Source organism: Ralstonia psammae (assembly GCF_958405935.1).
GTDB lineage: Bacteria > Pseudomonadota > Gammaproteobacteria > Burkholderiales > Burkholderiaceae > Ralstonia > Ralstonia psammae.
The window spans coordinates 20,908-41,811 of sequence record NZ_CATZBU010000021.1 but is presented as its reverse complement, the minus strand read 5'-3'; the positions used below and the strand labels follow the sequence as shown (position 1 = coordinate 41,811).

Sequence of the window (20,904 nt, the reverse complement as noted above, 5' to 3'; positions counted from 1 at the left end):
TTCTCTGTGAGCGGATGGTCGAGGCGAATGCCAACCAGTTGGCCTGCTGCCACTTCCTTTCGAATCGAAAAGTCGGTAACAAACGCCAGGCTGTTGATTTGCACCGAATCTTGACCGCACCCCCGGTAGGTCAGGATTCGGTGCAAATCAACAGCCACGGCGGCGCATGAGTGGCGCGCGGGCGCCGGAGGGTTGCTCAGGGGATCGATGCGGACACTGCCGGTGAACCACTCGGCGGGCCCTTTGATGGACGGTTGCGTTCCTGCGCGTTTCAGTTCCATGGCTACTCCTATAAATCACGCCTGCTTGAGGTTTTGTCTGAAGAAGGCCTCCAACCTGTCAAAAGGAATCTTCTCCGGTCGGTCATAGAGGTCGACGTGGTCGGCGTCCGGGACGATCACGAGTTCCTTCGGGCCGGACGCGGCTTTGTAGGCGTCTTCAGAGTAGTACCGCGAGTGGGCATTTGCGCCGGCGACCAGCATGACGGGCCGCGGCGAAATCATGGCAATGTTCGCCGCCAGCGGGAACTCGAAAAACGACATCGGAGTCGTTGCAGTCCACGCCGTGGTCGAGTTAATGGCGCGCGGATGAAAGCCGCGCGGCGTCCGGTAGTAGTCGAAGAATGCGGCCAGCACCGGGTCCGGATTGGCTGGCAGCTTCTCGGGCAGCACGCTGTTGCCCTTCAGTAATTGGCCGTTGGTGTCGAATGGCACCTCGTGAAAGCCCACTGCGAACGTGCCTTTCTCGGCGTCGATCCAACGTTGTGCGCTTAGGTAATCAATGACCTTGTGCCGCTGTTCGAGGGTGTAGGCGTCCTTGTGGCTACGGCTCATGCTGCGAGACATGTCGTACATCGAAGCCGTGGCCACCGCCTTGATCCGCGAGTCTGCGCTCGCTGCGGTCAGCGCCATGCCGCTCAGACCGCAGATCGCCATGGCGCCGATGCGCTCGCGGTCCACGCTCGGCAGCAGGCCGACGTAATCCACTGCAGCGCTGAAATCTTCAGTGAAGATGTCCGGCGATGCGACGTTGCGCACCTCGCCGCCGCTTTCGCCGGTGAACGACGGATCGAACGCCAACGTAACAAAGCCACGCTCCGCAAACGTCTGGGCATACAGGCCGGACGATTGTTCTTTCACAGCGCCAAACGGCCCGCCGAGCACCAGCGTGGGCAGCTTGCCGGCGGCAGAGTTCTTCGGCCGGTACAGGTCGCCTGCGAGAACAATCCCGAACCGGTTCCTGAACGTTACCTTTCGATGGACCACACGATCACTTTGGGGAAACACCTTGTCCCAACGCGTCGTTGATTCCGTGCGGCCTCGGCCCGAATTTTTGTGATCGGCGGCCAGTGCTGGCGCAGCCGCAACGGCGGCTGTTCCAAGAGCCAGCGCACCTTGCAGCGCGCGTCGGCGCGAGTTCGAGAAATCCATGTACGTTCCTTTAGATAGGTTAGTCACGCCACCTGCCGACTGCGATACGCCGTCGCCAATGCAAGTGCCGCCGCAAACACGAGGAGAACCGCGCTGAAGCCAAAGGTGGTGGCATAGCCTCTGGCATCGAACAGCACGCCCCCAACCGTCGAGCCCAGCGCGATGGCGAGCTGGATCACGGCGACCATCAGCCCGCCGCCGGCTTCGGCGCTTTCCGGCAGCGTCGTCGCCAACCAGCTCCACCACCCAACGGGCGCGGCCGTCGCAAGCAGCCCCCACAAGGCCAGCAGCCCGACAGCGGCGCCCGTCAGTCCTCCGAACAGAGTCAGCCCTACAGCCACTGCAGCCATTGCGAGCGGGATGCCGATCAAGGTGCGATACAGATTGCGGGAGAGGAACCAGCCGATGACGGCCGTGCCAATGAAGCCCGCCAACCCGATCGCGAGCAGTACCAGGGAGAAGGTCGAGGCACCGACGTTTGTCGGCCCTTCCAAGAAAGGGCGCACATAAGTGAAAAGCGCAAACTGTCCTGCGAAGAAGAGGCCGACCGCCGCCATTCCCAGCAGCACGAGCGGATCCGCCAGAAGGCGCAGTGCGTTGCGGGATCCGGATGCCGGTGAGTTCGCGGGCATCGCCGGCAGGCTCACCCATTGCCAGGCGAACGCGAGCACCGCGACGGGGATGAGGCCAAAAAACGCACCTCGCCATCCGATCAGCGAGCCGACGAAGCTGCCCAGGGGTGCGGCAATAACCGTGGCGAGCGCATTGCCGCCATTGAAAATTGCCAGCGCACGAGGAACCTTCGGCGTGGGCACCAGCCGGATCGCCGTCGCGGCAGATATGGACCAGAACCCGCCGACGGCTACACCGATGAGAGCGCGTCCCATCATGTACATCGCGAGGCCTGGCGCCAAAGCGATCAAGGCACCGGATGCAGCCATGGACGCGGTCATCCACAGCAGGATGCTCTTGCGATCCATCCGTCGAGCCAGCGCCGGAAGCATGAGGCTCGTCAAGACTGCGAAGGCGCCCGATACGGCGATCCCCTGACCGGCCACGCCCTCGCTAACGTGCAGGTCTGCGGCGATCGGCGTGAGCAGGCTGACGGGCATGAACTCCGATGCGATGAGTGCGAAGACGCAGAGAGCCATGGCGAACACGCCGCTCCAGTGGCTCGATTGTTCGCGTCTGGCAGCAGCGGCAGGCGGCTTCTCTTTCGGCTTGCGGTCAAGCCGTGGCGTGAGGGTCGAGGGTGCTTCAGTCATGCCACAAATTATGGTGACGCCCCGCACGTGCTACTAGATAATGAATCCTTAATGCATTTAGTAGTTGGACTAATTAATCCGAGGATGGATCCGTGGCCAGGAGAAACCTGAACGACCTGCTGGGGTTCGTGACCGTCGCGCGTGAGGGCAGCTTCACGCGGGCTGCAGCGAGCCTGGGTGTCACGCAATCGGCGCTGAGCCAGTCGATCCGCGCGCTGGAGGAACGGTTGCAGATCCGTCTCTTGACGCGGACGACGCGTAGCGTGTCGACGACGGCCGCCGGCGAGCGCCTCATGTTGGCGATTGGACAGCGGTTCGACGAGATCGAATCTGAACTTGATGCACTGACCGAGCTGCGCGACAAGCCGGCCGGCACAGTTCGAATCACTTGCGGCGACCACGTGTTGCAAAGCATCCTGCTGCCCAAGCTCGCGCCCTTGCTGGGCGACTACCCGGACATCAAGGTCGAGTTCGACGTCAACTACGGGTTCCGCGATATCGTGGCCGACCGTTTCGATGCCGGCGTGCGCATGGGCAGCACCATAGACAGGGATATGATCGCCGTCCCGATCGGGCCCGCGTTGCGCTTGGCCGTGGTCGCATCATCGGAGTATTTCGCGGCGCATCCGGTGCCGAAGGTGCCCCGGGATCTGATGGACCATCGTTGCATTAACCAGCGCATGCCGACCTCAGGCGGCTTGTATGTCTGGGACTTCGAGCGGCGCGGTCGCAAGGTCAACGTGCGCGTGGATGGGCCGCTTATCTTCAACACCTCACATCCGCAGGTAGAGGCGGCGCTCGCCGGCTTGGGGGTCGCGCTGCTGCCAGAAGACGAGGTGATGTCCCATGTCACCGCTGGACGGCTGATGCGCGTGCTGGAAGACTGGTGTCCGAAATTTGCCGGATACCACCTGTATTACCCAAGTCGGCGGCAACCTTCTCCCGCGTTCTCATTGGTGGTGGACGCATTGCGTTTTCGCGGGTGATTTCTTTGGGGCGTGAGGGTGAGCGTCGGACATCCGCTGCGGAAGGTGCTTGCATCGCCGCTAACTGGCCCGGGATGCGAGCCCCATCCCACCCCCTGCACCCCGCCTCAATCAAATCCGAAATCTGCACGGACGCCCGTGCAAAGTCAGTCAGCGCGCGGGCGCGCTTGTGCCGATAGCTGCCGGCGGGGATGATGAGCGGCTCATGGCACCGTCGGCGGGGTGCGGTCTAGGCCGAATGCGAACCCTCTGGAGAAGGTCGTGCGCGTTGGTTGACCGGTCTTTGGGTCTTTGAAAGGCGCGCACGCCATTGACCGGACAGCTTGCACGGCGGCTTCATCTAGAAGGGTGCTGCCGGAAGACCGATTGGTACGCTCGCCAGAGATGCTTCCATCCGGTTCAATCTCGCCCCACACAACAACCAAGCCTTCCATGCGCCTGCGGCGTGCTTCGCCGGGATAGTCCAGGATCGGATCGCTGCATCCGACAGCCGGTGGACGTGCTGCTTTCAAACCGGTTTCCGGCGGAATCGTTAGCTGGCTGGCGCAATCAGCCGATAACAAAAATGGCACGATGCACGCAGCCGGCCGCACGCGATACAGCATGAATCCCCCTGCTTTTACCAAGCCAACGTTGGTCTGATTGTTGTGCACGGCAACTGGGATCGTAGCCGATGAGCGTGAACGGAGCGTGGCAACTAACCGCACTTCTGTTCCGCGGCGGCAGGACAAAAAAAAAGGGCGACCAACCGGCCGCCCGTCCTACCCATGCGCCATGAGTTCCATGGCCGCGCGAGCCAGAAGCCCGCTGCGTGTTTCATGCCGCTTCTCGGCAAACCGATCCAGCTTTCTGAGCACGAAGCGGGGGAGTGACACGTTGATGCGCTCCGGGGTGCGATCAAGCTCCTCGTCGTCGATTTCAACGATTGCCCAGATGGCACCGGCGTACTCGTCTTGCTTGGTCAGGTCTTCAATTGTTGAGCAGGTTACGTCTACGTCTTCGCCGAGTTCTGCCAGAGTCTGCAGATGACCCGCGATGGCCTCCCGCGTGTTGCGGATGGCTTCATCGACGGTATCGCCCCACGAATGGACGCCGGGAATGTCTGGCACCGTGACGCCATAGACGCTCCCCTCGTCTTTGTGAATCGCGATGGGGAATTGCATGGCTTTTCTTCCTAGGTTGTTGCGCGACCGGTTTTGCACCTCTGCGAAAAACCGCCGGCCTCACTTCAGGCCGGCGGATTTCTGGATGCTTCGAACTGTTCCGATTGGCAGGTCTTTCTTCGGGTGTGGCACCGTCACAAGGCCCCGCTTTTCCGGATGTTTGTAGTGATGATGGCTGCCAGTGATACGCACCAACTGCCAGCCGTCATCGAGGAGCATCCGGATTAACTGCCCAGACTGCATGGGGGTCTCCGGTTGTTCTGTGTGTAATTCTACACACGGACGCGGCCGTGGCAAGAGGAAATGTGTAGTTATGTGTGTCGTGGGTGGGGCCGGAAGCACAAAGGCGCAGTGCGGCGGGCGCGCCGGCAACCGGCCCGAATGACCCTCAGTTGAACTGAGGGTAACCGCCACCATGCAGCCAATGAGCGAGAATCGTCGCCTTGCGACGACTCACTCGCGTGCTAGGGAAAAACTAAACGATGGTCTGCCTGGCCATCGCTGGCCCTGTTGAGCCTCGTCAACCTGGTCTGGCATCCCACTACTATGCTTCAGTGAAAGGCACGCGTGGGTGCGCAGGAGCAGGATGGGATGGGATGGGATGGGGCATGGAACGGCAAGACTTAGACGCCATTCGCCGCGCCGCGCATGGCGAACTCCGCACTGCGATCTTGGGGGTCCTTCCAGAAAACGCGGTGTTGCGACTCGAAGACGACTGCCTGTCGGAACTGTACGTTCACGCATGGTGGCGGGTGAGCACCATCGATGGGCAGGAGGCAGTGAATTCGCTGTCCTTCCATCTCTCTTCCGCGATGTTGGCGACCTACCTGGGATTGCCGCAGGCTGAGCGCGCTGACCGATGTTCTCGGCTGAAAGCATGGGCAGCGTGGGCGCTCGATGGTGCCCCCCGTGTGAACGACGGGGAGGAGGGGTTCGATATCAGTGTCGTCGTACCCCTAAACGTGTTCTGGCCAGATAGGACGTCTGCGATATGAACAGTCCCGACGGGGGGAGTGCTACCAAAGTTGCGCGGGTACGGCACATCAGGCGCTCTGATTGATTTGTTTCCTAAATCCCAAACTCGCTTTCGAGGCCTGGGTGGAGCGGTCGGGCGAAGCAGCGGTTTGGTGGTGCGCCCCACCGCTTCTCGTGTGCAAACGGCTTACGCGGGGGCGGGCGCAGCGGCGGTGAAAGACTCAGCGGTTTGCTTGCCAAGCAGAATCGCCGCGCTCAATGCCATGCCCTCCGTGACGAATCCTTCAACAGCGCAGGCAGATGTCCATTCCAACGGCGCTCTGCCGGTCGGCGCATAACGAAATTCGCTTGCCCATCTGCCATCGGTTCGTCGGCGGGTGCGTATTTCGACGTGGCCTTTCTGTGCTTTTACGATTAATTCCATGGGAACCTCGTTATTGTGTCCCCCCCCATCCTCCCGTAGCCGGGGCGCCATTCTGCGCGGCGCATTCCATTAGCATCACGGTATGAATGATTTGGCTCGATGTCTAGCGATTCGCTCAATACATCGGGCAAGGCGTCGAATGGGCGCGCGATTTCAGGCGGTACTGAAATGCCATTGATTATCTCTGCCGCGGCAATGTGCGTCGCTAACTTGCCTTCGAGTGCGTGTAGAAAATCCGTGGCTTGTCGTCCAAAATCGCGTCGACAGCTTCGAGGTTGCGCGCGTCAGGTTTCAACCATGTGTCGATGTTCTCCGGCTTGATCGGAACCGGGCAGCGGTCGTGCCCGGCCTCTGCAATCTCCGGCGGCGGATCGTCGGTGATGATGGCGAACGAGAGCAGATCCTTCTCGCCGGGCTTGGTCGCGCGCCAGTGTGACCACACGCAGGCGACGAGCAGCGTCTGCGGCGGGTCGGGGCGGAATTCGAGCACGACGTTTTTGCCGTCTGGCCCGGTCACGTTCTCGTAGAACGCGTCGACCAGGACCAGGCCGTGCGTGTGGCCGTACTGGCCTTTCCAGAAGCCGCGCAGATTGTCGCGGCGGGCGTTGTAAGTGCCGGGGTACTGTTCGTCGTAGAAGGCTGGCTTGCCTGCTGGGCGGCACTGGTACCGCATCGGCTTGACGACGCGCCGGCCGTTCTCCATGACCATCACGGGCGTGTATGCGACGTGTTTCAACGGCTGTGTTCTGCCATATGCGAGACCTGGGACACTACCCCCACTGACGAATCGTTGCCCTGACGCGCTTGCCGAGCTTGATGTAAAGCTCGACCGCTCGAATTCTGTCCTCGTACGAATACATGAACTACCTCCAGGTAGTCCAAGATTTTGTCCGCACCTCCCAACAGGTAGTGGTTCAAGTCGGAGACGCCGTTTGCCAAAGCTCGGGCGCATCCTTTACACCCTGTTGGATCAAGCCGGCTTCAGTACGGTTTCCACGGAGGACTTGGATGCCGGCAAGCAGCCGCTCAGCCCCTGGGACCGCCTGGAGCGTTTTGCCGTTGAGGAAGCGGTGACAGACGCGCTCACGCTCTGGGACATGATGGAGACCCGCGCGTGGGTCAAACCTGGCGATTTCATGGCTGAAGTGGACAAATGCAGTGGCCCAAGGGGAAGAAGCGGATGGGCTATCTCCTCTTTGTCGCGGACAAGGTGACCGCGTCGGACGCGACCAAGTTGACCACGGGGAAGCCCACCGTCGTATCGCCGGCAAGCGAGATTCGGATCGGCGGCCGTGACCAGAATTTTGCGAATCCCCCGTATTGGGTGCTTGCAGTCATCGATCGGGACGACAACGGCGTCGCCCGGGTGCGTGAAGCGTTCGCCCAGCATGCCTTCAAGATGCGCCAACCGGTGCCGCTGGACAGCAGCTACGAACGGCACACGCTTGCATTGCTCCTGGATGTAATGAGATGGGTGAAAAAGAAGGGCGTCACCGTCACGCTCAAGAAACCGCTGTTCGACAGCGAGGTGACATTGGCCGATGGCACGACAGCACATTGTCGGGCGGATTTTGAGTTGGAGGTGCCTGCGCCGGCGGGGTCGATGGCTGCGCCGGGGCGTATCCTGATCGAAACCATGGGGGCGGAATCGCAGGAATACCTGGATCAGAAGGCTTCCACGCACGGCATCATGCGGCAGCGGGGCGCGATCATCGAGCACGTGGTACGCCACGATAGCGAGCAAGCCGACCGTGACGATCGGCTGCGCAAGCGGGTCTATGCGCGCCTGCTGGAGCTAGCTGGCGTGCTGCGCCAGGAGCAGCCGGGTGTAACCAATAGTGAAATTAGTAAATCAGAGATCTGATTATCAGGCAACTAATTATTTCGTATTCTTAATGCTCGCCAAGCATTATTGAGTGTATTGTTTGTTAAAAATATGGGGCCACCAATAAAAATGGGTGGGTCCGCGTTTCCGTAGCACATCTGGCATTTTTAACATTCGATGCAGACCATGGGCTCCACGACTCTGCTGCAGAACCTGTTTGCGCCAGGCAACCGACTGTACGCCTTGGAGAGCGATGGTGCGTTGGTGGACTTGGCCGTCGAAGCCCGGCTTGGCCGAGAGGCGCTGTTCGAGTTGTTCGAGTGGCGCATCATTGTGGCGTTATTGCATAAATCGACTCTGAATGCGGAGCCCCCTGTGAGCGTTAGATCAGGCGATACGCACGGAATGCGGGCGGGCAAACGCAGCCATGCGATTGACACGCCCGGTTGGATTGCCATCTCGGTCGCCTGCGAGGCAACCTCGCGCGCCCACAGGCAAGCCCCGTGAGCGTTTTTAGCCGGTACATCAAGTTCTCAATCAGCGAGCGCCGGTGGTAGCCACTGATCTTCTTCCACTCCCGCCTGCTGGTCTTGCCAATGGCATCGATAGCAGCGTTGCGCCATCTTGCGCCGGGCATGGGTTCAGGCCACGAACTCGCACCCTCGCGCGGCGGAATGATTCATGCAACAACACCGGTGGTAGCAGAACCAAATCCCATTCATTGACTGGGAAGTCCTAAAACAGTTTTTCCCTCATCCCGAGAATATTTCCGACTGGTTTTCCGAATAAGTCGGAGGGGGAGTCGTTTTCTTTGTTCGCAGCATCTTTAACCGCCATTCACATTCCAGGAGCCATGCATGAGTGAAAACCCGTTTACCCAGGTCATCAATGAAATCTTGCAAGGTTTGGTTGTGCAGCTGAACGGCGAAATCGGTCCTGCCATCAAGGAGGCCGGCTTCGACCCGTACCAGAATGTGGCGTCGGGCTCGAAGGGCATCGGAGTGGGTACCGCACATTACTCCGTGAACGACTTGACCGGCGTGTCCTCGGTGCGCTTCCAGGACATGGTGGCAAGTAATCTGACACCGTCCGGCAACAACTTGATCGGCCAGCTGAATTTCCATGCGGTGTTGACCGATTCGCTGTCGGCGACCGTCAGCGGCGACCTGCACGTGGCGTTCTTGGATCCCGGCATTTCCGGCAACCTGCGCATCGACGGCGGCATCCTGTCCGGCAGCGCCAATGTCCAGGTGTCTCTCACGAATGACAAGCTGTGCATTAGCAGCATCTCCGACCTAAACACCCAGTTCAGCTACGCCGGCGCCAACATCTGGATCAACAACCTCGGCGTCCTGAATTACCTGCTCAGCCCCTTGGAAAACCTGGTGCTGGACGTCGCCAAGGGCGCCATCGAACGTTTGATCTCGTCGCAAATCAACAGCGTGGTCGGCGATCAGCTCACCACGCTGTTGCCGTTTTGCGCATCGACCACGTGAAACTGAGAATCGAACCGCTGGCGCGCACCATCGGCCGCGGCCCCGCCGCGCACCGCGCGGATACGGCGCCTCCCTCCGTGTTCGAGGGCGGCATGGTCCGCCTGCAGGTGGCGCTGGAGCCCCAGTGGCGGTCCAATTGGTGCTGGTCGAGCGTCACCTGCGCGATCGCCACGTATTACGGCGACACGTCGTGGCAGCAAGACAGCCTGGCGTGGCACATCCTGTGCCGCGACCAGGTGCGGCCCAATTGCGCGCCGCCGGCGGCCCTTCTGGAGGCGGAACGCTACAACCAGCCGGCGCCGCTCGAGCGCACCTTGCGCTACGTGAACTGCCTGGCCGGCTGGAGCAGTGGACGGCCGCCGTTCCGCCGCCTGATACGCGAGCTCGACAGCGGTCGTCCGATGGCGGTGGCGATCCGCTGGCGCAGCGGCACCCAGCACTACGTTCTACTCGACGGCTATTGCCGGCATCGCCGCCTGGTGTACGGCGCCGACCCCCAAGGCAGCCGCTTCGAAGCCTGTTTCGACGATTTTCCTCTCCACTACCGCCATGGCGGCGAGTGGATGGAAACCTATTGGACCCATAACCCCTATTCGGCACGGGCGGGGTACCGAGGAGAAGCGCAATATGAGCAACTATGATGTGGCATTGGTAATCGATGCCGGCACGCTGAACATGGGCATGACGCAGCTGTTTGCGAATGCCACGGCCAAGACCACGCTGTTCAAGGGTAACGCGCCCATCAACGCCGAGGGCGTGACATCGATCGATTGGTGCATCGATGCCGCGCCATTGTTCGTGCTCACGCCGCCCACCAAGGCCCAGTGGGATGACCCGAACGTCTTTTCCCCCACCAACCATCCGAAGCCGCCCGCGCCGACCGACCAGATGTTCCAGGTCACGTTGTCGTCGGTCAAGACCACCATCCATCCCGAGCAGGGCGATTCGTTTCCGCTGGACTGCGGAATGACGGTGTTCGCCGAGGTCCGCGTGACCGGCAACCAGATCGTGCTGGGCTCGGTCGCGGTACTGCCGCTGAACGTACAGTCCTTCCAGTTGCTGTACGTGGAACTGGTATGCGGCATCGTCTACACCAAAGTGTCGGATTTGCTCGCTGGCTACAAGATCCCATCGGCGATCTCGGTGGACGGCCAGGACTTCGCCCCGCCGGTGATGAACGTCGGCGGCGGCTACCTGGCGGTCGCCAGCAACCTGACAGCGAACGGGACGCCCGACATCAGCGGCGTGACGTGGCCGCAACAGCCTTTCGGCCTCCTGCTGGGACGCAAGTTCCTGACTGCCCTGGTCGGCAAGTACAGCGCCGGTATCGTCCAGCAAATGGACAACGCTTCCGTGAACTATAGCGACAGCAATTGGGCCGGCAGCTACTCGTTCAGCGGCGGCATCACCAACGCGTCGGTCGTGCTGGCCTCGACGCTGCCGAACATCAATGTCACGGCCACCGTCAGCGCGACCGCCAGCGTCGGCGTGTCGTGGTGGCTGGTGCCTGGCGCGTGTGCGATCGAAGCGGCGTCGAACCTCTTATAAATTCCAGCGCAGGAGAATTGCATGGTCGATTTTGCCAAGGCCGATTTCACCACCGATCCCACGCCCCTAACGGTCACGGTGACGCCGACGGTGTCGGGTTCGAATTCCATCAAGCTGCAACTGCAACCCCTGCCGAAATTTTCCATCAACTACAAGCCCGACGGCAACGGTTGGGAGAAGTTCAACGCCGACACGCTGAAGCACGTGGCGACCTCGCTCATCGCTCAGATCACACCCTTCGTGACCGCCACCTTGCAAACGAAGGGCCAAGGCTACCTCGACGGCCAGACCGTGACGGTGCCGCCGATTCCAATGACCTACCAGGGAATCAGCCTGACGCTGACCCCAAGCAACCTGAACATTTCCACCAGCGACAGCGACCACGTGCTCGTCTCCGCCACCGTGAAGATCACCTGATCCAGTCGTCCGACGCCACATCCAAACCGGGAAGATTTTATGCAATCAGAATTACAGGCAATCTACGACGGCTGGGCCAATCTGACGACGGCACAATTGGGCTCCGCCTTACCACGACAACTGGACATCGACGAGATACCGGCCCTGCCGCTGGCCAAGGCACTGGACATGCCGCCGCAAGCGGGCTTCGCGCGGGGCGACCTGGGCATCAAGCTAGGCCGCCTGCGGGTAGCGCCGTCCGGCGAACAGCCGCTGCGGATCGAGCTCGCCGGCGTCGAACCGGACCGGGGCACGGTGGAACTGCGGGTGAGCGGCCTGCGCCTGTCCGGCACGCAGGAAGTCCAGGGCACGCAAATCTGGGAGAGCGGGATCGACGGTGCCGGAACCGGCCTGCGCCACGGCGTCCGGATGCGCGGCGGCGCGGACGACGATAACGATCCGCACCCGACCTGGATCGCCACCGCGAACAAGCAGCGGGAAGCCCTGCAGAACGTTGCCGGCGGCAATGGCGCGGCTCTGTTGTCGACCTACTCGACCCATCGCGCCGCCTTCACCGATGCGTTCACGTCGCAGTACACGATGTCGTTCCAGAACGGCTGGGCCGCCGGCCCCATCTCGGACATGGCGCAGGATACCAACGACAGCGTCAACAACAATGGCGTGATCAACAGTTCGAGCAAGACCTACGGCACGACCACCTACAACGGGAATGCGCAGACGCAGCAACTGGCCCTGGCCATCGCCCTGACCACCTTGGCTGCCCTCGACAATCCGAACAACCCGAAGGACCCGAACAACCCACACAACCTGGCGGCCGCCAGCGTCGCTACCTTCGCCAGCTCGATCATGCAGAACACGAACGTCGGCCAATTGACGGACGTGCCGGAGCATAACAGCGATCAGGTGTTCGCCATCGTGGCCAAGGGCAAGCCGGCACCCGCGGTCTCCGTCGAGGACGTCCATACGTTGTTGAATGGCAATCCGATCGGCGGTCGCGATGCCGAGGGCAATGCGTGGACCATGGTCCTTTCCGAGGACGAGCGGGCGTTCGTGCGCAGGATGCAGGCCGAGCATGCGGAACACATCGCACGCCTTAACGCGATCCACCCGGTGCCGCTGGCTCAAGGCGGCCTACGCGCGACGCTGGATTGCTTCGTGGCGCTGCGCTTCGCGCACGAGGGCGGCCTGCGCCTGCTGGACGGGCGCGTGGAGCTGGACGGCTTCGACCTCGACTTCGACGACAGCGGCTGGGACGCCGCCCTGGGTACCGGACTGGCGCACTTGGCGCGCGAGGCCTTGGGCCAGGCGCGCTTCATCAAGAGCCTGCTGCACGACCGCGTGGCGGACACGCTCGAGCGGGCACTGGTGCCGGCACTGGCCGGGGTCCTGCTGGGCGCGCGCTGAGATGGTAAGAATCGCGGCCCCCTCGCGGGACCCGGTCGGCACCATCATCCAGGACCTGATGGCGGCCGAGATGCAAGGCTTTGAGCACGAACTGGCGCGCGCGCTCGAACCGCAGCACGGCTACCTGACGGACGCGGAAATGGCCCTGTACCGCGGCGGCAAGAAGCTGCGGCCACTCACCCTGCTGCTGACGGCGCGCCTGTTCCGGGAAACGGGCGAGCTGCCGCACAAGGTGCTGCGCGCCGCGGCGTCGCTCGAAATGCTGCATGTCGCCAGCCTGATTCATGACGACATCGTCGACCACGCCACCCTGCGCCGCGGCCAGGGCAGCGTCAACGCCGCGCGCGGCACCGAAATGGCGATCCTGATCGGCGACATGCAGTTCCTGCAGGCGGTGCGCTGCTTCGTCGATGCCATCGAAGACCAGGACGACATGGAGCTGGTGAAATGGGTGCTCGATTCCGCCTTCGACATCTGCCGCGGCGAGATCGACGAGATGACCACGCAGCCCTACTGGCATCCGGACGCGCTGCACGCGCGCTACCTGACCACGATCGACCGCAAGACGGCGGTGCTGTTCGGCCTTGCCTGCGAGGCGGGCGCCGCGCTGATGCGCGCCCGCACCGCCGACCTGCGCCGCCTGGGCGCGTTCGGCCGACACATGGGACGCGCCTTCCAGATGATGGACGACATCCTCGACCTGTCGCAATCCGACCAGGAATCGGGCAAGTGCAAGGGGCTGGACTTGCACCAGCGCCGCATGACGCTGCCCATCATCCACGCGATGAAGCTGTTCGGAGACCTGCATCCGATGGTGCGCTATCTGCGCGGCACCGAACCCGCGGCGCCCGAACAGATCAACGCCTGGGTCGACGAGGTCCGCCGTTCCGACGCCTTCGCGCTGGCCTACGCGGAAGCGCGCAATACCGCGCTGCAAGCGGTCGAGCACCTGCAGCCGCTGCCCGAGAGTCCGCACCGCCGTGCGTTGCACGACATCACAATGTTTATCGTCAACCGATCTTATTGATCGATCACGAATCACGACCAGCAATCAGGAGCGCATATGGGTCTGCAACTATTTAATTTTGCGTATAACACGCTATTGAGCAAGGCGAATAACAATGCGCAAGGCAACAGCCTGTTCCTGCCGCGTGCGTTGGCGGGCATGACCGGAGCGGGCGACGTACCCTACCTGCCGCTCAAGGCCAGCAACTGGAGCGCGAACAACATGAGCGGCGCGCAGGACATCTCGAACGACCTCGCGACCTCCTGGTTCGGCGCCTACACAGGCCAGTTGGACATGCTGAGCCTGGAGAAGCCGAATCCGCCGACCGTGACCCAGCAGATGATCGACGACGCCAAAGCGGCCCTCCAGGCGATCCATGACGGTCCCTACCTGAACGCCGTGCCCTACCCCAATACCGGTCTCAACCTGACCCTTCAGCAGATCGAGATCGACGGGCTGGCAAACGTGCGCGTCAGCAGCACCGCGCCGCAGGTCACCATCAACGACGCTGGCTATACCGCCCAGATCAAGCTGGATTTCAACGCCTATCCGTCAACCGGCGAAAGCTGGAACCAGCAATTGGCGCTGGGCGGCACGCAGCAAGGCGTCGATTCGAATAACAGCCAGTCGTTCGCCGGCCTGGCGTTTTCGCTTTCCCAACCGCTCTGCTTCTTTGCGCGCCACGGCACCACGCCGGCGCCCATCCCGCCAACCCTCCACCTGCCGGAATCCAACGGCCATCCGAACGGCTTCGACTGCAGCGCCGGCGGCGTGGCCCTGCTGCAGGTCGCGAAGGCCGAGCTGGTCGCCAGCACCACGATCACTGTTAGCCCCGACGGCAAGACCGTCCAGATCGGCCTGGAACAACTGACCTTGCAGGGTGTCGGCGGCACCCTTCCGTCGTTCACGCTTCAGAATCTGCAGTGGACCTCGATGAGCCCAACCCTGCTCTCGGATTTCTCCCTGTACTACGAGATCTGGAACACGACGTACAAGAATCTACTGGGAACTCCGGATGCCGCGAAATTCCTCACCACGAGCATCAACAATGCCTTGAACTCGGCCGACAACCTGGCCACGATCGAGAAACTGCTGAATCAGCAACTGGCGAACGCCCTCGATACGATCTTCGGCAGCAAGCAGGTGGCCAACAGCTCGGTCGACACCGACACCAATGCGGTCGACAAATACTTGTTCGATCGTGCGCGTGCCGCCCTCAACGATCCGTCCAGCTACGTGTACGTGCCCGCCCTGGTGCTGGGTTCGAATTCGCCGGTGCTGGAACCGTACACGGCAACCAACCTGAAAATCGACGGCCCGTACAGCACCACCTTCATGGGCCAGACCCTATCGGTGACGCAGATCGTCCTGTCCAACCTGGCGATCCACGGTCTGTCGAACCTAGTCGCGCCGGCCAGCGGCATCGTCTTCGGCAGCAACCAGCAAGCCTCGGCGAGCCTGAGTCTGGGCACGCTCAATCCCGGCCCCAATCTGAACGTCGATGGGAACTCGAAGACGGTACCGTCGCCGCCGGCCAGCGCCAGCACGCCATTCAGCCTAAATATCCAGGTCGGAAGCAATAAGCCGATCCCGTTTTCGGGCAACATGACCGTGACGCTGACGAATACCAGCGGCACACTGGGTGTCGATACCACGCTGGCCGCGAGCGGCGACACGCCGGACCAACTCACCTTGAACTACAGCGCCATCACGCTGGTGGCCGCAGATGCGGACGTGAATATCGCGGTGCAGTTGGATGGCGATGGCAACTCGTTCTACGACAAGTTCATCGACGAAATCGTGAACCAGGGACCGGTCAAGGATGACTTGCTGGCCCAGTTGAATGCCTACATCGGCTCCAACCTCGGCCAGATCGACGCGGCCGCCACCCAGTTCGCACGCAACGCCCTGAACAAGCTGGGAAGCTGAACCCATGAGCAACAGCATTTTTTCGACGCTCCATGGGCTGCTGCAGTCGGGCGCCGGGAAAAAGGTCTTGCAACTGGCGAAGGATCAGTTCCCGGGTCCGATCCAGACAGTGCTCAACGATTACCTAAATGGCATCTGCCTGCAACTGGGCCAGTACGCGACGCTGCAGGTAGACCCTGCGACCCGGCAACTGACGCTCCAGGCCGAGACTGGCCAGGCCGACCTGGAGCTACAGGCCACGGCGGACGGCGCCACCGTGACCCTGACCAGCACCCAGTACCTTGATGCCCAGGTGGTGCTGAGCTTCAGCCCCGTCGACGGCGGGGTCAAGCTGGAGCTGGTGGCCGACATGGGCGCAACCCTGCAGTGGCAGTTGCAGCTGCTGTGGCCACGGCTGCTGGCGTGGTCACCGGCCAACCAGATGCAATTTGCCAACGGCAAACTCGACCTGGTGGTGGGGCCCGACCTGTCGATCATGTTCAATGGGCAGGGCAGCATGCTCTACAACCACCGGGACTTTCTGAACGCGGCCCTGAGCGTACAGCACACCCCGGAAGCCACCGGCGTGCTGTTCGGGGTCGTGGCGCAGGCATGGTCGCCGGGCAGCCTGTGGGCGCCCCTGTCGGTGCTCACCTTCGACAACTCCGGGCTGGTGGTGTCCACGCTGCCGGGAAAATCGGGCAGCCTGGCTACGCTCGGCCTGCTGAGCGCGGATGCCGTGCCGGCCTTGAAGGCCGACTTCGACACCATTCCGGGCGTGCTGTTCTTTACCTCCCTGCAACTGAAGGACAAGCTGGCCGCGGTCGCGCAGTTCCTGGGAGATGTCAGCCAGCTCGACCTGTTCGCCTCGTATGCCAGCGCGAACGGCGCGGTCGCGCTGAAGGCGGTATTGAACGATGGCTTCAGCGCCAAGAACAACGGCGTGTTCCGGTTCGACGGCTTCGAGCTGGACTGGGACCTCTCCGGCTCCGGCAATCAGGCGAACGCCACCATCACGGCCATCGCCGCCGGCCAGTTCTGCCCCGACGCCAACACCACGCTCGATCTGGGCCTGTCCGGCCAGATCGTCCCTTCCGAGGGCGACCTGGCGCTGACCCTGACGATACAGAATTGGAACCAGCCGTTCGGCCTGTCGACGGTACTGATCGAAGAACTGGAAGCCGGGGTCAAGATCGGCGCCATGGCGGCCGGCGTCACGCTCGACTTCGGCGGCGACATCAAGCTCAGCAATCCGACGTCGCCGCAGTACGAGTTCGAAGTAGGGTTCGAGATCGAAGTGGCCGACTTCGAAGTCCCGAACGGCATCGCGATCTGGACCAAGGCCGACCAGGCGCCGATGACGCTGTCGAACGTGCTGGACGCCGCCTTCGCGCTGGATTTTTCGCCACAGGCGTTCAGGCAAGCGGGCGAGCCCGAGATCGCCGACGTGGTGGCATGCATCGACGACCTGGTCAGTGTCGTGCAATTCGACGCCTGGTTCGTCGAAGGCGCCAGCTTGCAGAAGATTGGCACGCTGGGACCGTTCCCTCCCGGCTTCGGCCTGCAGGCGCAATTGACCCTGCTGCAACAGGCCGACGTGCAGGTCTCGGTGACCCTCGAGGAAAAGGCCAGGCCTGAAGCCGGCTTTTCGGGCTCCATCGACGTTCGGCAGCCGGTGGTCTGGGGATCGGTGTTCCACCTGTCCGGCTGGGATCCGGCGTCCGGCCAACCCTCGAAGCAAGGTCCGGCCTTCGCGATCGCGGCGACGCCGACCGGCATCGTGGTGCCAGGAGTGAACGGCGGCGAGCCGGTGCGTTTGTACGCTTCGCTGTACCTGTGCTTCCTCGACGTGGTGACCGAGCACTTGTATGCGCTGGTCACCAACGGCCATCGGTTCGAGATCGACTACGCAGTGCAGAACCGCAACCCGGCTGGCGGTTGCGGCACATGGAGCGGGGACAGCATCCGGTTCATGTTCGACCCGTCGGCTTACCAGATGAGCGCCGCGTTTTCCTTCGATTTCGGCTGGAATAACGTCCAGTTTGGCGACATCAAGTTATGGGGCGTCACAGTGGTGCCCGCCTTCACACTCCCGGACTTCGGTCTCGCCGCCGGGCTGAGCGTGGCGGCGTCGACCAAGCAGCTGACAGTCGCCGGCTACTTCGATTTCGACCTGTTGGGCCTGAAGCTGACGCTGGGCAGCAGCACCAACCCGTACACGATACTGAGCGTCAACGTCAACGGCGTGGTCACCAGGCTCGAGGACATCGCCAACCAGGTGCAGGAGACCATCAAGGACGAGGCGGCATCGCTGCTGCAGGACGCCCTGCACACGCTGGACGCCTTCCTGGCCTGGGCCAAGCAGCAATGGCACAAGCTGCTGAACGACCTGCAGGCGGTGGCGCGGATACTGAAGAACCAGTTCGGGCAGGTCGAAGCGGCGCTGGTCAACCTGCTGAAGGGGCTGGGCGCGGCGGCCGCCGAGGTACAGCAAGCGATGGTAGCGCTCGGCTACGCCCTGGAGCAGGTAGTGGAGTGGGTCGGCGCCGCGTTCGGCTGTCCCATCAAGCAGGCCGCAGCCCTGCTCTGATGCGCGGCCGCAATTTGTGGTGTGGCGGTGCTGGCATCGCTGGTGGCGCGATCGACAGCGCCGTTTCAATGCGGTGCTGTGCGAACGGGTCGGCCGCGTCGATGTAGCGCATAGCCGAGCGCGCGTCTTTCCAGCCGACGTACTCCATCAGCGTTTTGAGATCCCACTGGTTCCCATTGGCTCAGGTGGCGAAGCCGCGCCGCAGCGAGTGGCTGCTGTAGCTATCCGCCTGCGCCAGACTCGCGTCACGAAACAGCGAACGCAGCAACGGCACGATGCTGCTGGCCCGCAGCCCGTCGTCGGCCGTCCGTCCCCAGCGATCGATCCGTCGGAACACGGGGCCGCCGGCCAATCCGGATGCGCTCAGCCAAGCCTCATAGGCGGCGACCGTACACAAGCGCGATAAGGGCGGCGCTTTGTGGGTGGTGCCCACGTGGTTGCGGTCCGTCTTGGTGCGCGGCAAGAAGATTGTCATGCCCCGGCCAGCCTCGACCTTGATGTGCTCGATCTGCAGCCGACTCAGTTCGTCGGAGCGGAAACCCCGCCAGAAGCCGATCAGCATCAGCGCCTTGTTGCGGGCATGAACCTGTAGTTGGTGGACGTTTCCCGCAGCCGAGGCGGCCGAAGCTTGCGTATCCAACCACGCTACCAACTATTCCAATTGGGCGAGCTGCAGCGGCTTGGCGCGTCGCTCCTGGGACGGGTGTAGCGCCTGGATGCCCTTCAGTACCTTGCGGACATGTGGCGCTCGGGTGGGGTCCGGAAAGCCCTGCGAGATGTGCCATTGCGCGATTGCAGCCAACCGTTGGCGCAGCGTGTCGATGGAAAGCGTCTGCGCGTGTTCGGCCAAATACTGCGCAATGTTGTCGGCGCTGGCCGGCAGGAAGCCTCCCCATTCCCGCTCGAAATGGCGGATGGCAGACTGATAGCTGCGTCGCGTGTGGTCACGAGTGGCGGCTTCGAGATAGTGGTCGACGTCCGACATCGCAACCTAGTGTGTGTGGCGGTGGTGGATATCCGGGTAATGCGGATGTTTGTGGAGCAGTGCCTCGTGCCGGTGGGCGTGCACATGAGGCTGCTTGCCATCCCACGGGAAATCGTGCTCGTGTTGATGGTGTTCGTCGTGTCGATGCGTGTGCGTGTGCTCCATCGGCTCATGCACATGCTCGTGTTCGTGCCGCTCGCGCAAATGCAGCCAGACGCCAAGCGCCATTAGCGCCGCAGCGATCCAGAACAACGCTCCGGGGATTTCCGGCCAGATGAGTAAGGCAATCACCACGCCGAACAACGGCGCCACCGAGAAATACGCGCCAGTGCGCGCGGTTCCGAGATGCCGCAGTGCGATGACGAACAGCGTCAGGCTAACGCCGTAGCCCGCGAAGCCAATCAACATGGCCGACGCGAGCGATACGACTTCGGGCAGCCGGCTCCCAGCGACCAGCGCAAAACCGGTATTGCAGACACCGGCCACCAGCCCTTTCAGGCAGGCGATCAGCACCGCATCGTTGGACGAGACATTGTGCGTCAGGTTGTTGTCGATCGCCCAGCAAGCGCAGGCTGCGACGATCAACAACGCGCTTGGCGATAAACTGGCCGCATCCGGCTGCCACGACAGCAGCACGCCGCCCGCCACGATAGCGACCATCCCCAGCACGATCTGCCGGTCGGCGTTCTCCTTGAACACGATCCATGCAATCAGTGCGGTGAACACGCCTTCGACGTTGAGCAATAGCGACGCGGACGCAGCTCCCGTTTGCGTCAACCCCGTCATCAGGAGTGCCGGCCCCGCCACACCACCGGCGAGAATCGCCCCGAGGAGCCAAGGGATCTCGCGGCGGGGGATTGCCGGGGCAAACGGTACTGCCTCGCCGGGCTTGCTGGTCAGCCGCCGAACCAGGAGCACCGCTGCCAGGCCGAGCCCGCTGCCCAGGTAGAGCAAGCCAGCAAGCAATATCGATGAGATCTCGCCAGTCAAGGTCTTGGCCAAGGGCGTGCTAGCGCCAAACAGCAGCGCGGCCGCGAGGGCCGGGGCGGCAGAGCGAACGGACATATCGACGAAGCGGAGTGGGAGAACAAGTTTTATTGTCGCGCGTCGACGCTGGCCCGGGCAAATCTTCGGGCAGCCGCCACGCCCCGAAGTGAGGGATTGGTCGGCCATCTGCGATGCCTACGGTGGCACCACCGGCACGCGCGCCGGGATACCTCAAGGGAGACAAGGTATGAAGACACTGACGATGGCCGCGATCGCGGTGGCTGTGCTCGCAGTCTGGAGCACGGCCAGCGCGCATAGCGGAGGCACCGACGCGCAAGGCTGCCATATCGCTCACAAGACCGGTATTCGTCACTGCCACTGAGAGCGCGCAAAGGCGCCTCCCGGTGCCACTCGGCCGGCGGCGGCTTGCGCACTGCAGCCTGCGCGTTCAATACGTTCTTGGCAGCCTTAGCCAGCGTGGCCGGTAGCCGGGCA

22 protein-coding genes and 3 pseudogenes are annotated in these 20,904 nt (G+C 62.5%); 13 read left to right on the top strand and 12 right to left on the bottom strand.

Going from position 1 to position 20,904, the window contains the following annotated elements:
* The 3 genes and pseudogenes from R2N16_RS24015 to R2N16_RS24005 form a co-directional block, all read right to left on the bottom strand.
* Nucleotides 1–281: pseudogene (locus tag R2N16_RS24015) on the bottom strand (hypothetical protein); the annotation flags it as partial.
* Between the two features lie 15 nt (nt 282–296).
* A complete protein-coding gene (locus R2N16_RS24010) occupies nt 297–1,430 on the bottom strand; it encodes an alpha/beta hydrolase (RefSeq protein ID WP_316669302.1) in 1,134 nt (377 codons plus the stop codon).
* A gap of 23 nt (nt 1,431–1,453) precedes the next feature.
* Nucleotides 1,454–2,581, bottom strand: a complete 1,128-nt coding sequence (locus tag R2N16_RS24005) for an MFS transporter (protein ID WP_316669312.1) — start codon at nt 2,579–2,581, stop codon at nt 1,454–1,456.
* Between the two features lie 206 nt (nt 2,582–2,787).
* Here R2N16_RS24005 and R2N16_RS24000 point away from each other — a divergent pair, with 206 nt between their 5' ends.
* On the top strand, nt 2,788–3,681 hold the full coding sequence (locus R2N16_RS24000) for a LysR family transcriptional regulator (RefSeq protein ID WP_316669301.1): 894 nt from the start codon (nt 2,788–2,790) through the stop codon (nt 3,679–3,681).
* A 203-nt stretch (nt 3,682–3,884) separates the two neighbouring features.
* On the opposite strand, the gene R2N16_RS23995 is transcribed toward R2N16_RS24000, so the two are convergent.
* The 3 genes from R2N16_RS23995 to R2N16_RS23985 all read right to left on the bottom strand — a co-directional run bounded on the left by R2N16_RS23995 (nt 3,885) and on the right by R2N16_RS23985 (nt 5,087).
* Nucleotides 3,885–4,334 (bottom strand): energy transducer TonB, encoded by a 450-nt coding sequence (locus R2N16_RS23995; protein WP_316669299.1) that lies wholly within the window; start codon nt 4,332–4,334, stop codon nt 3,885–3,887.
* Between the two features lie 108 nt (nt 4,335–4,442).
* A complete protein-coding gene (locus R2N16_RS23990; RefSeq protein WP_260803339.1) occupies nt 4,443–4,844 on the bottom strand; it encodes a type II toxin-antitoxin system HicB family antitoxin in 402 nt (133 codons plus the stop codon).
* A gap of 60 nt (nt 4,845–4,904) precedes the next feature.
* On the bottom strand, nt 4,905–5,087 hold the full coding sequence (locus R2N16_RS23985) for a type II toxin-antitoxin system HicA family toxin (protein ID WP_316669295.1): 183 nt from the start codon (nt 5,085–5,087) through the stop codon (nt 4,905–4,907).
* A 365-nt stretch (nt 5,088–5,452) separates the two neighbouring features.
* Here R2N16_RS23985 and R2N16_RS23980 point away from each other — a divergent pair, with 365 nt between their 5' ends.
* Entirely contained in the window at nt 5,453–5,839 is a 387-nt protein-coding gene (locus R2N16_RS23980) for a hypothetical protein (RefSeq protein ID WP_316669293.1), read from the top strand.
* A 167-nt stretch (nt 5,840–6,006) separates the two neighbouring features.
* Here R2N16_RS23980 and R2N16_RS23975 read toward each other — a convergent pair whose 3' ends face one another.
* Entirely contained in the window at nt 6,007–6,243 is a 237-nt protein-coding gene (locus R2N16_RS23975) for a hypothetical protein (RefSeq protein WP_316669291.1), read from the bottom strand.
* Nucleotides 6,244–6,448: 205 nt separating this feature from the next.
* Nucleotides 6,449–6,964: pseudogene (locus tag R2N16_RS23970) on the bottom strand (SOS response-associated peptidase family protein); the annotation flags it as partial.
* 133 nt (nt 6,965–7,097) lie between these two features.
* Here R2N16_RS23970 and R2N16_RS23965 point away from each other — a divergent pair.
* Both R2N16_RS23965 and R2N16_RS23960 read left to right on the top strand, forming a co-directional pair.
* Complete coding sequence (locus tag R2N16_RS23965) at nt 7,098–7,457, top strand: hypothetical protein (RefSeq protein ID WP_487384030.1); 360 nt, start codon at nt 7,098–7,100, stop codon at nt 7,455–7,457.
* Nucleotides 7,424–8,107: a hypothetical protein gene (locus R2N16_RS23960; protein ID WP_316669287.1), complete on the top strand. Its 684-nt coding sequence runs from the start codon at nt 7,424–7,426 to the stop codon at nt 8,105–8,107. The genes R2N16_RS23965 and R2N16_RS23960 overlap by 34 nt, the downstream gene beginning before the upstream one ends.
* A gap of 348 nt (nt 8,108–8,455) precedes the next feature.
* Here R2N16_RS23960 and R2N16_RS23955 read toward each other — a convergent pair.
* Nucleotides 8,456–8,744 (bottom strand): annotated as a pseudogene (locus R2N16_RS23955) (IS5/IS1182 family transposase); the annotation flags it as partial.
* A gap of 181 nt (nt 8,745–8,925) precedes the next feature.
* Here R2N16_RS23955 and R2N16_RS23950 point away from each other — a divergent pair.
* The 8 genes from R2N16_RS23950 to R2N16_RS23915 are packed head-to-tail and all read left to right on the top strand — an operon-like array spanning nt 8,926 to nt 18,437.
* Complete coding sequence (locus R2N16_RS23950) at nt 8,926–9,564, top strand: hypothetical protein (RefSeq protein WP_316669285.1); 639 nt, start codon at nt 8,926–8,928, stop codon at nt 9,562–9,564.
* Entirely contained in the window at nt 9,561–10,205 is a 645-nt protein-coding gene (locus tag R2N16_RS23945; RefSeq protein WP_316669283.1) for a C39 family peptidase, read from the top strand. Before R2N16_RS23950 ends, R2N16_RS23945 begins: the two co-directional genes overlap by 4 nt.
* Nucleotides 10,192–11,112, top strand: coding sequence for a hypothetical protein (locus R2N16_RS23940; protein WP_316669281.1), 921 nt, complete (start codon nt 10,192–10,194; stop codon nt 11,110–11,112). Before R2N16_RS23945 ends, R2N16_RS23940 begins: the two co-directional genes overlap by 14 nt.
* A 21-nt stretch (nt 11,113–11,133) precedes the next feature.
* Nucleotides 11,134–11,529: a hypothetical protein gene (locus R2N16_RS23935; RefSeq protein WP_316669279.1), complete on the top strand. Its 396-nt coding sequence runs from the start codon at nt 11,134–11,136 to the stop codon at nt 11,527–11,529.
* Nucleotides 11,530–11,568: 39 nt separating this feature from the next.
* Entirely contained in the window at nt 11,569–12,933 is a 1,365-nt protein-coding gene (locus R2N16_RS23930; RefSeq protein ID WP_316669277.1) for a hypothetical protein, read from the top strand.
* A gap of 1 nt (nt 12,934) precedes the next feature.
* Nucleotides 12,935–13,960, top strand: a complete 1,026-nt coding sequence (locus R2N16_RS23925) for a polyprenyl synthetase family protein (protein ID WP_316669276.1) — start codon at nt 12,935–12,937, stop codon at nt 13,958–13,960.
* 36 nt (nt 13,961–13,996) lie between these two features.
* Nucleotides 13,997–15,868: a hypothetical protein gene (locus tag R2N16_RS23920; RefSeq protein WP_316669274.1), complete on the top strand. Its 1,872-nt coding sequence runs from the start codon at nt 13,997–13,999 to the stop codon at nt 15,866–15,868.
* 4 nt (nt 15,869–15,872) lie between these two features.
* Nucleotides 15,873–18,437 (top strand): hypothetical protein, encoded by a 2,565-nt coding sequence (locus R2N16_RS23915; RefSeq protein ID WP_316669272.1) that lies wholly within the window; start codon nt 15,873–15,875, stop codon nt 18,435–18,437.
* 181 nt (nt 18,438–18,618) lie between these two features.
* On the opposite strand, the gene R2N16_RS23910 is transcribed toward R2N16_RS23915, so the two are convergent.
* The 3 genes from R2N16_RS23910 to R2N16_RS23900 are packed head-to-tail and all read right to left on the bottom strand — an operon-like array spanning nt 18,619 to nt 20,487.
* Complete coding sequence (locus R2N16_RS23910) at nt 18,619–19,077, bottom strand: site-specific integrase (protein ID WP_316669270.1); 459 nt, start codon at nt 19,075–19,077, stop codon at nt 18,619–18,621.
* A 12-nt stretch (nt 19,078–19,089) separates the two neighbouring features.
* Nucleotides 19,090–19,422 (bottom strand): hypothetical protein, encoded by a 333-nt coding sequence (locus R2N16_RS23905; RefSeq protein WP_316669268.1) that lies wholly within the window; start codon nt 19,420–19,422, stop codon nt 19,090–19,092.
* Between the two features lie 6 nt (nt 19,423–19,428).
* Entirely contained in the window at nt 19,429–20,487 is a 1,059-nt protein-coding gene (locus R2N16_RS23900) for a DMT family transporter (protein WP_316669310.1), read from the bottom strand.
* Between the two features lie 169 nt (nt 20,488–20,656).
* Between R2N16_RS23900 and R2N16_RS23895 the strand changes: the two genes are divergently transcribed.
* Nucleotides 20,657–20,791 carry a YHYH domain-containing protein gene (locus R2N16_RS23895; protein WP_316669266.1) on the top strand — a complete coding sequence of 45 codons (135 nt, stop codon included), beginning with the start codon at nt 20,657–20,659 and terminating at the stop codon, nt 20,789–20,791.
* Nucleotides 20,792–20,904: the final 113 nt, after the last annotated feature.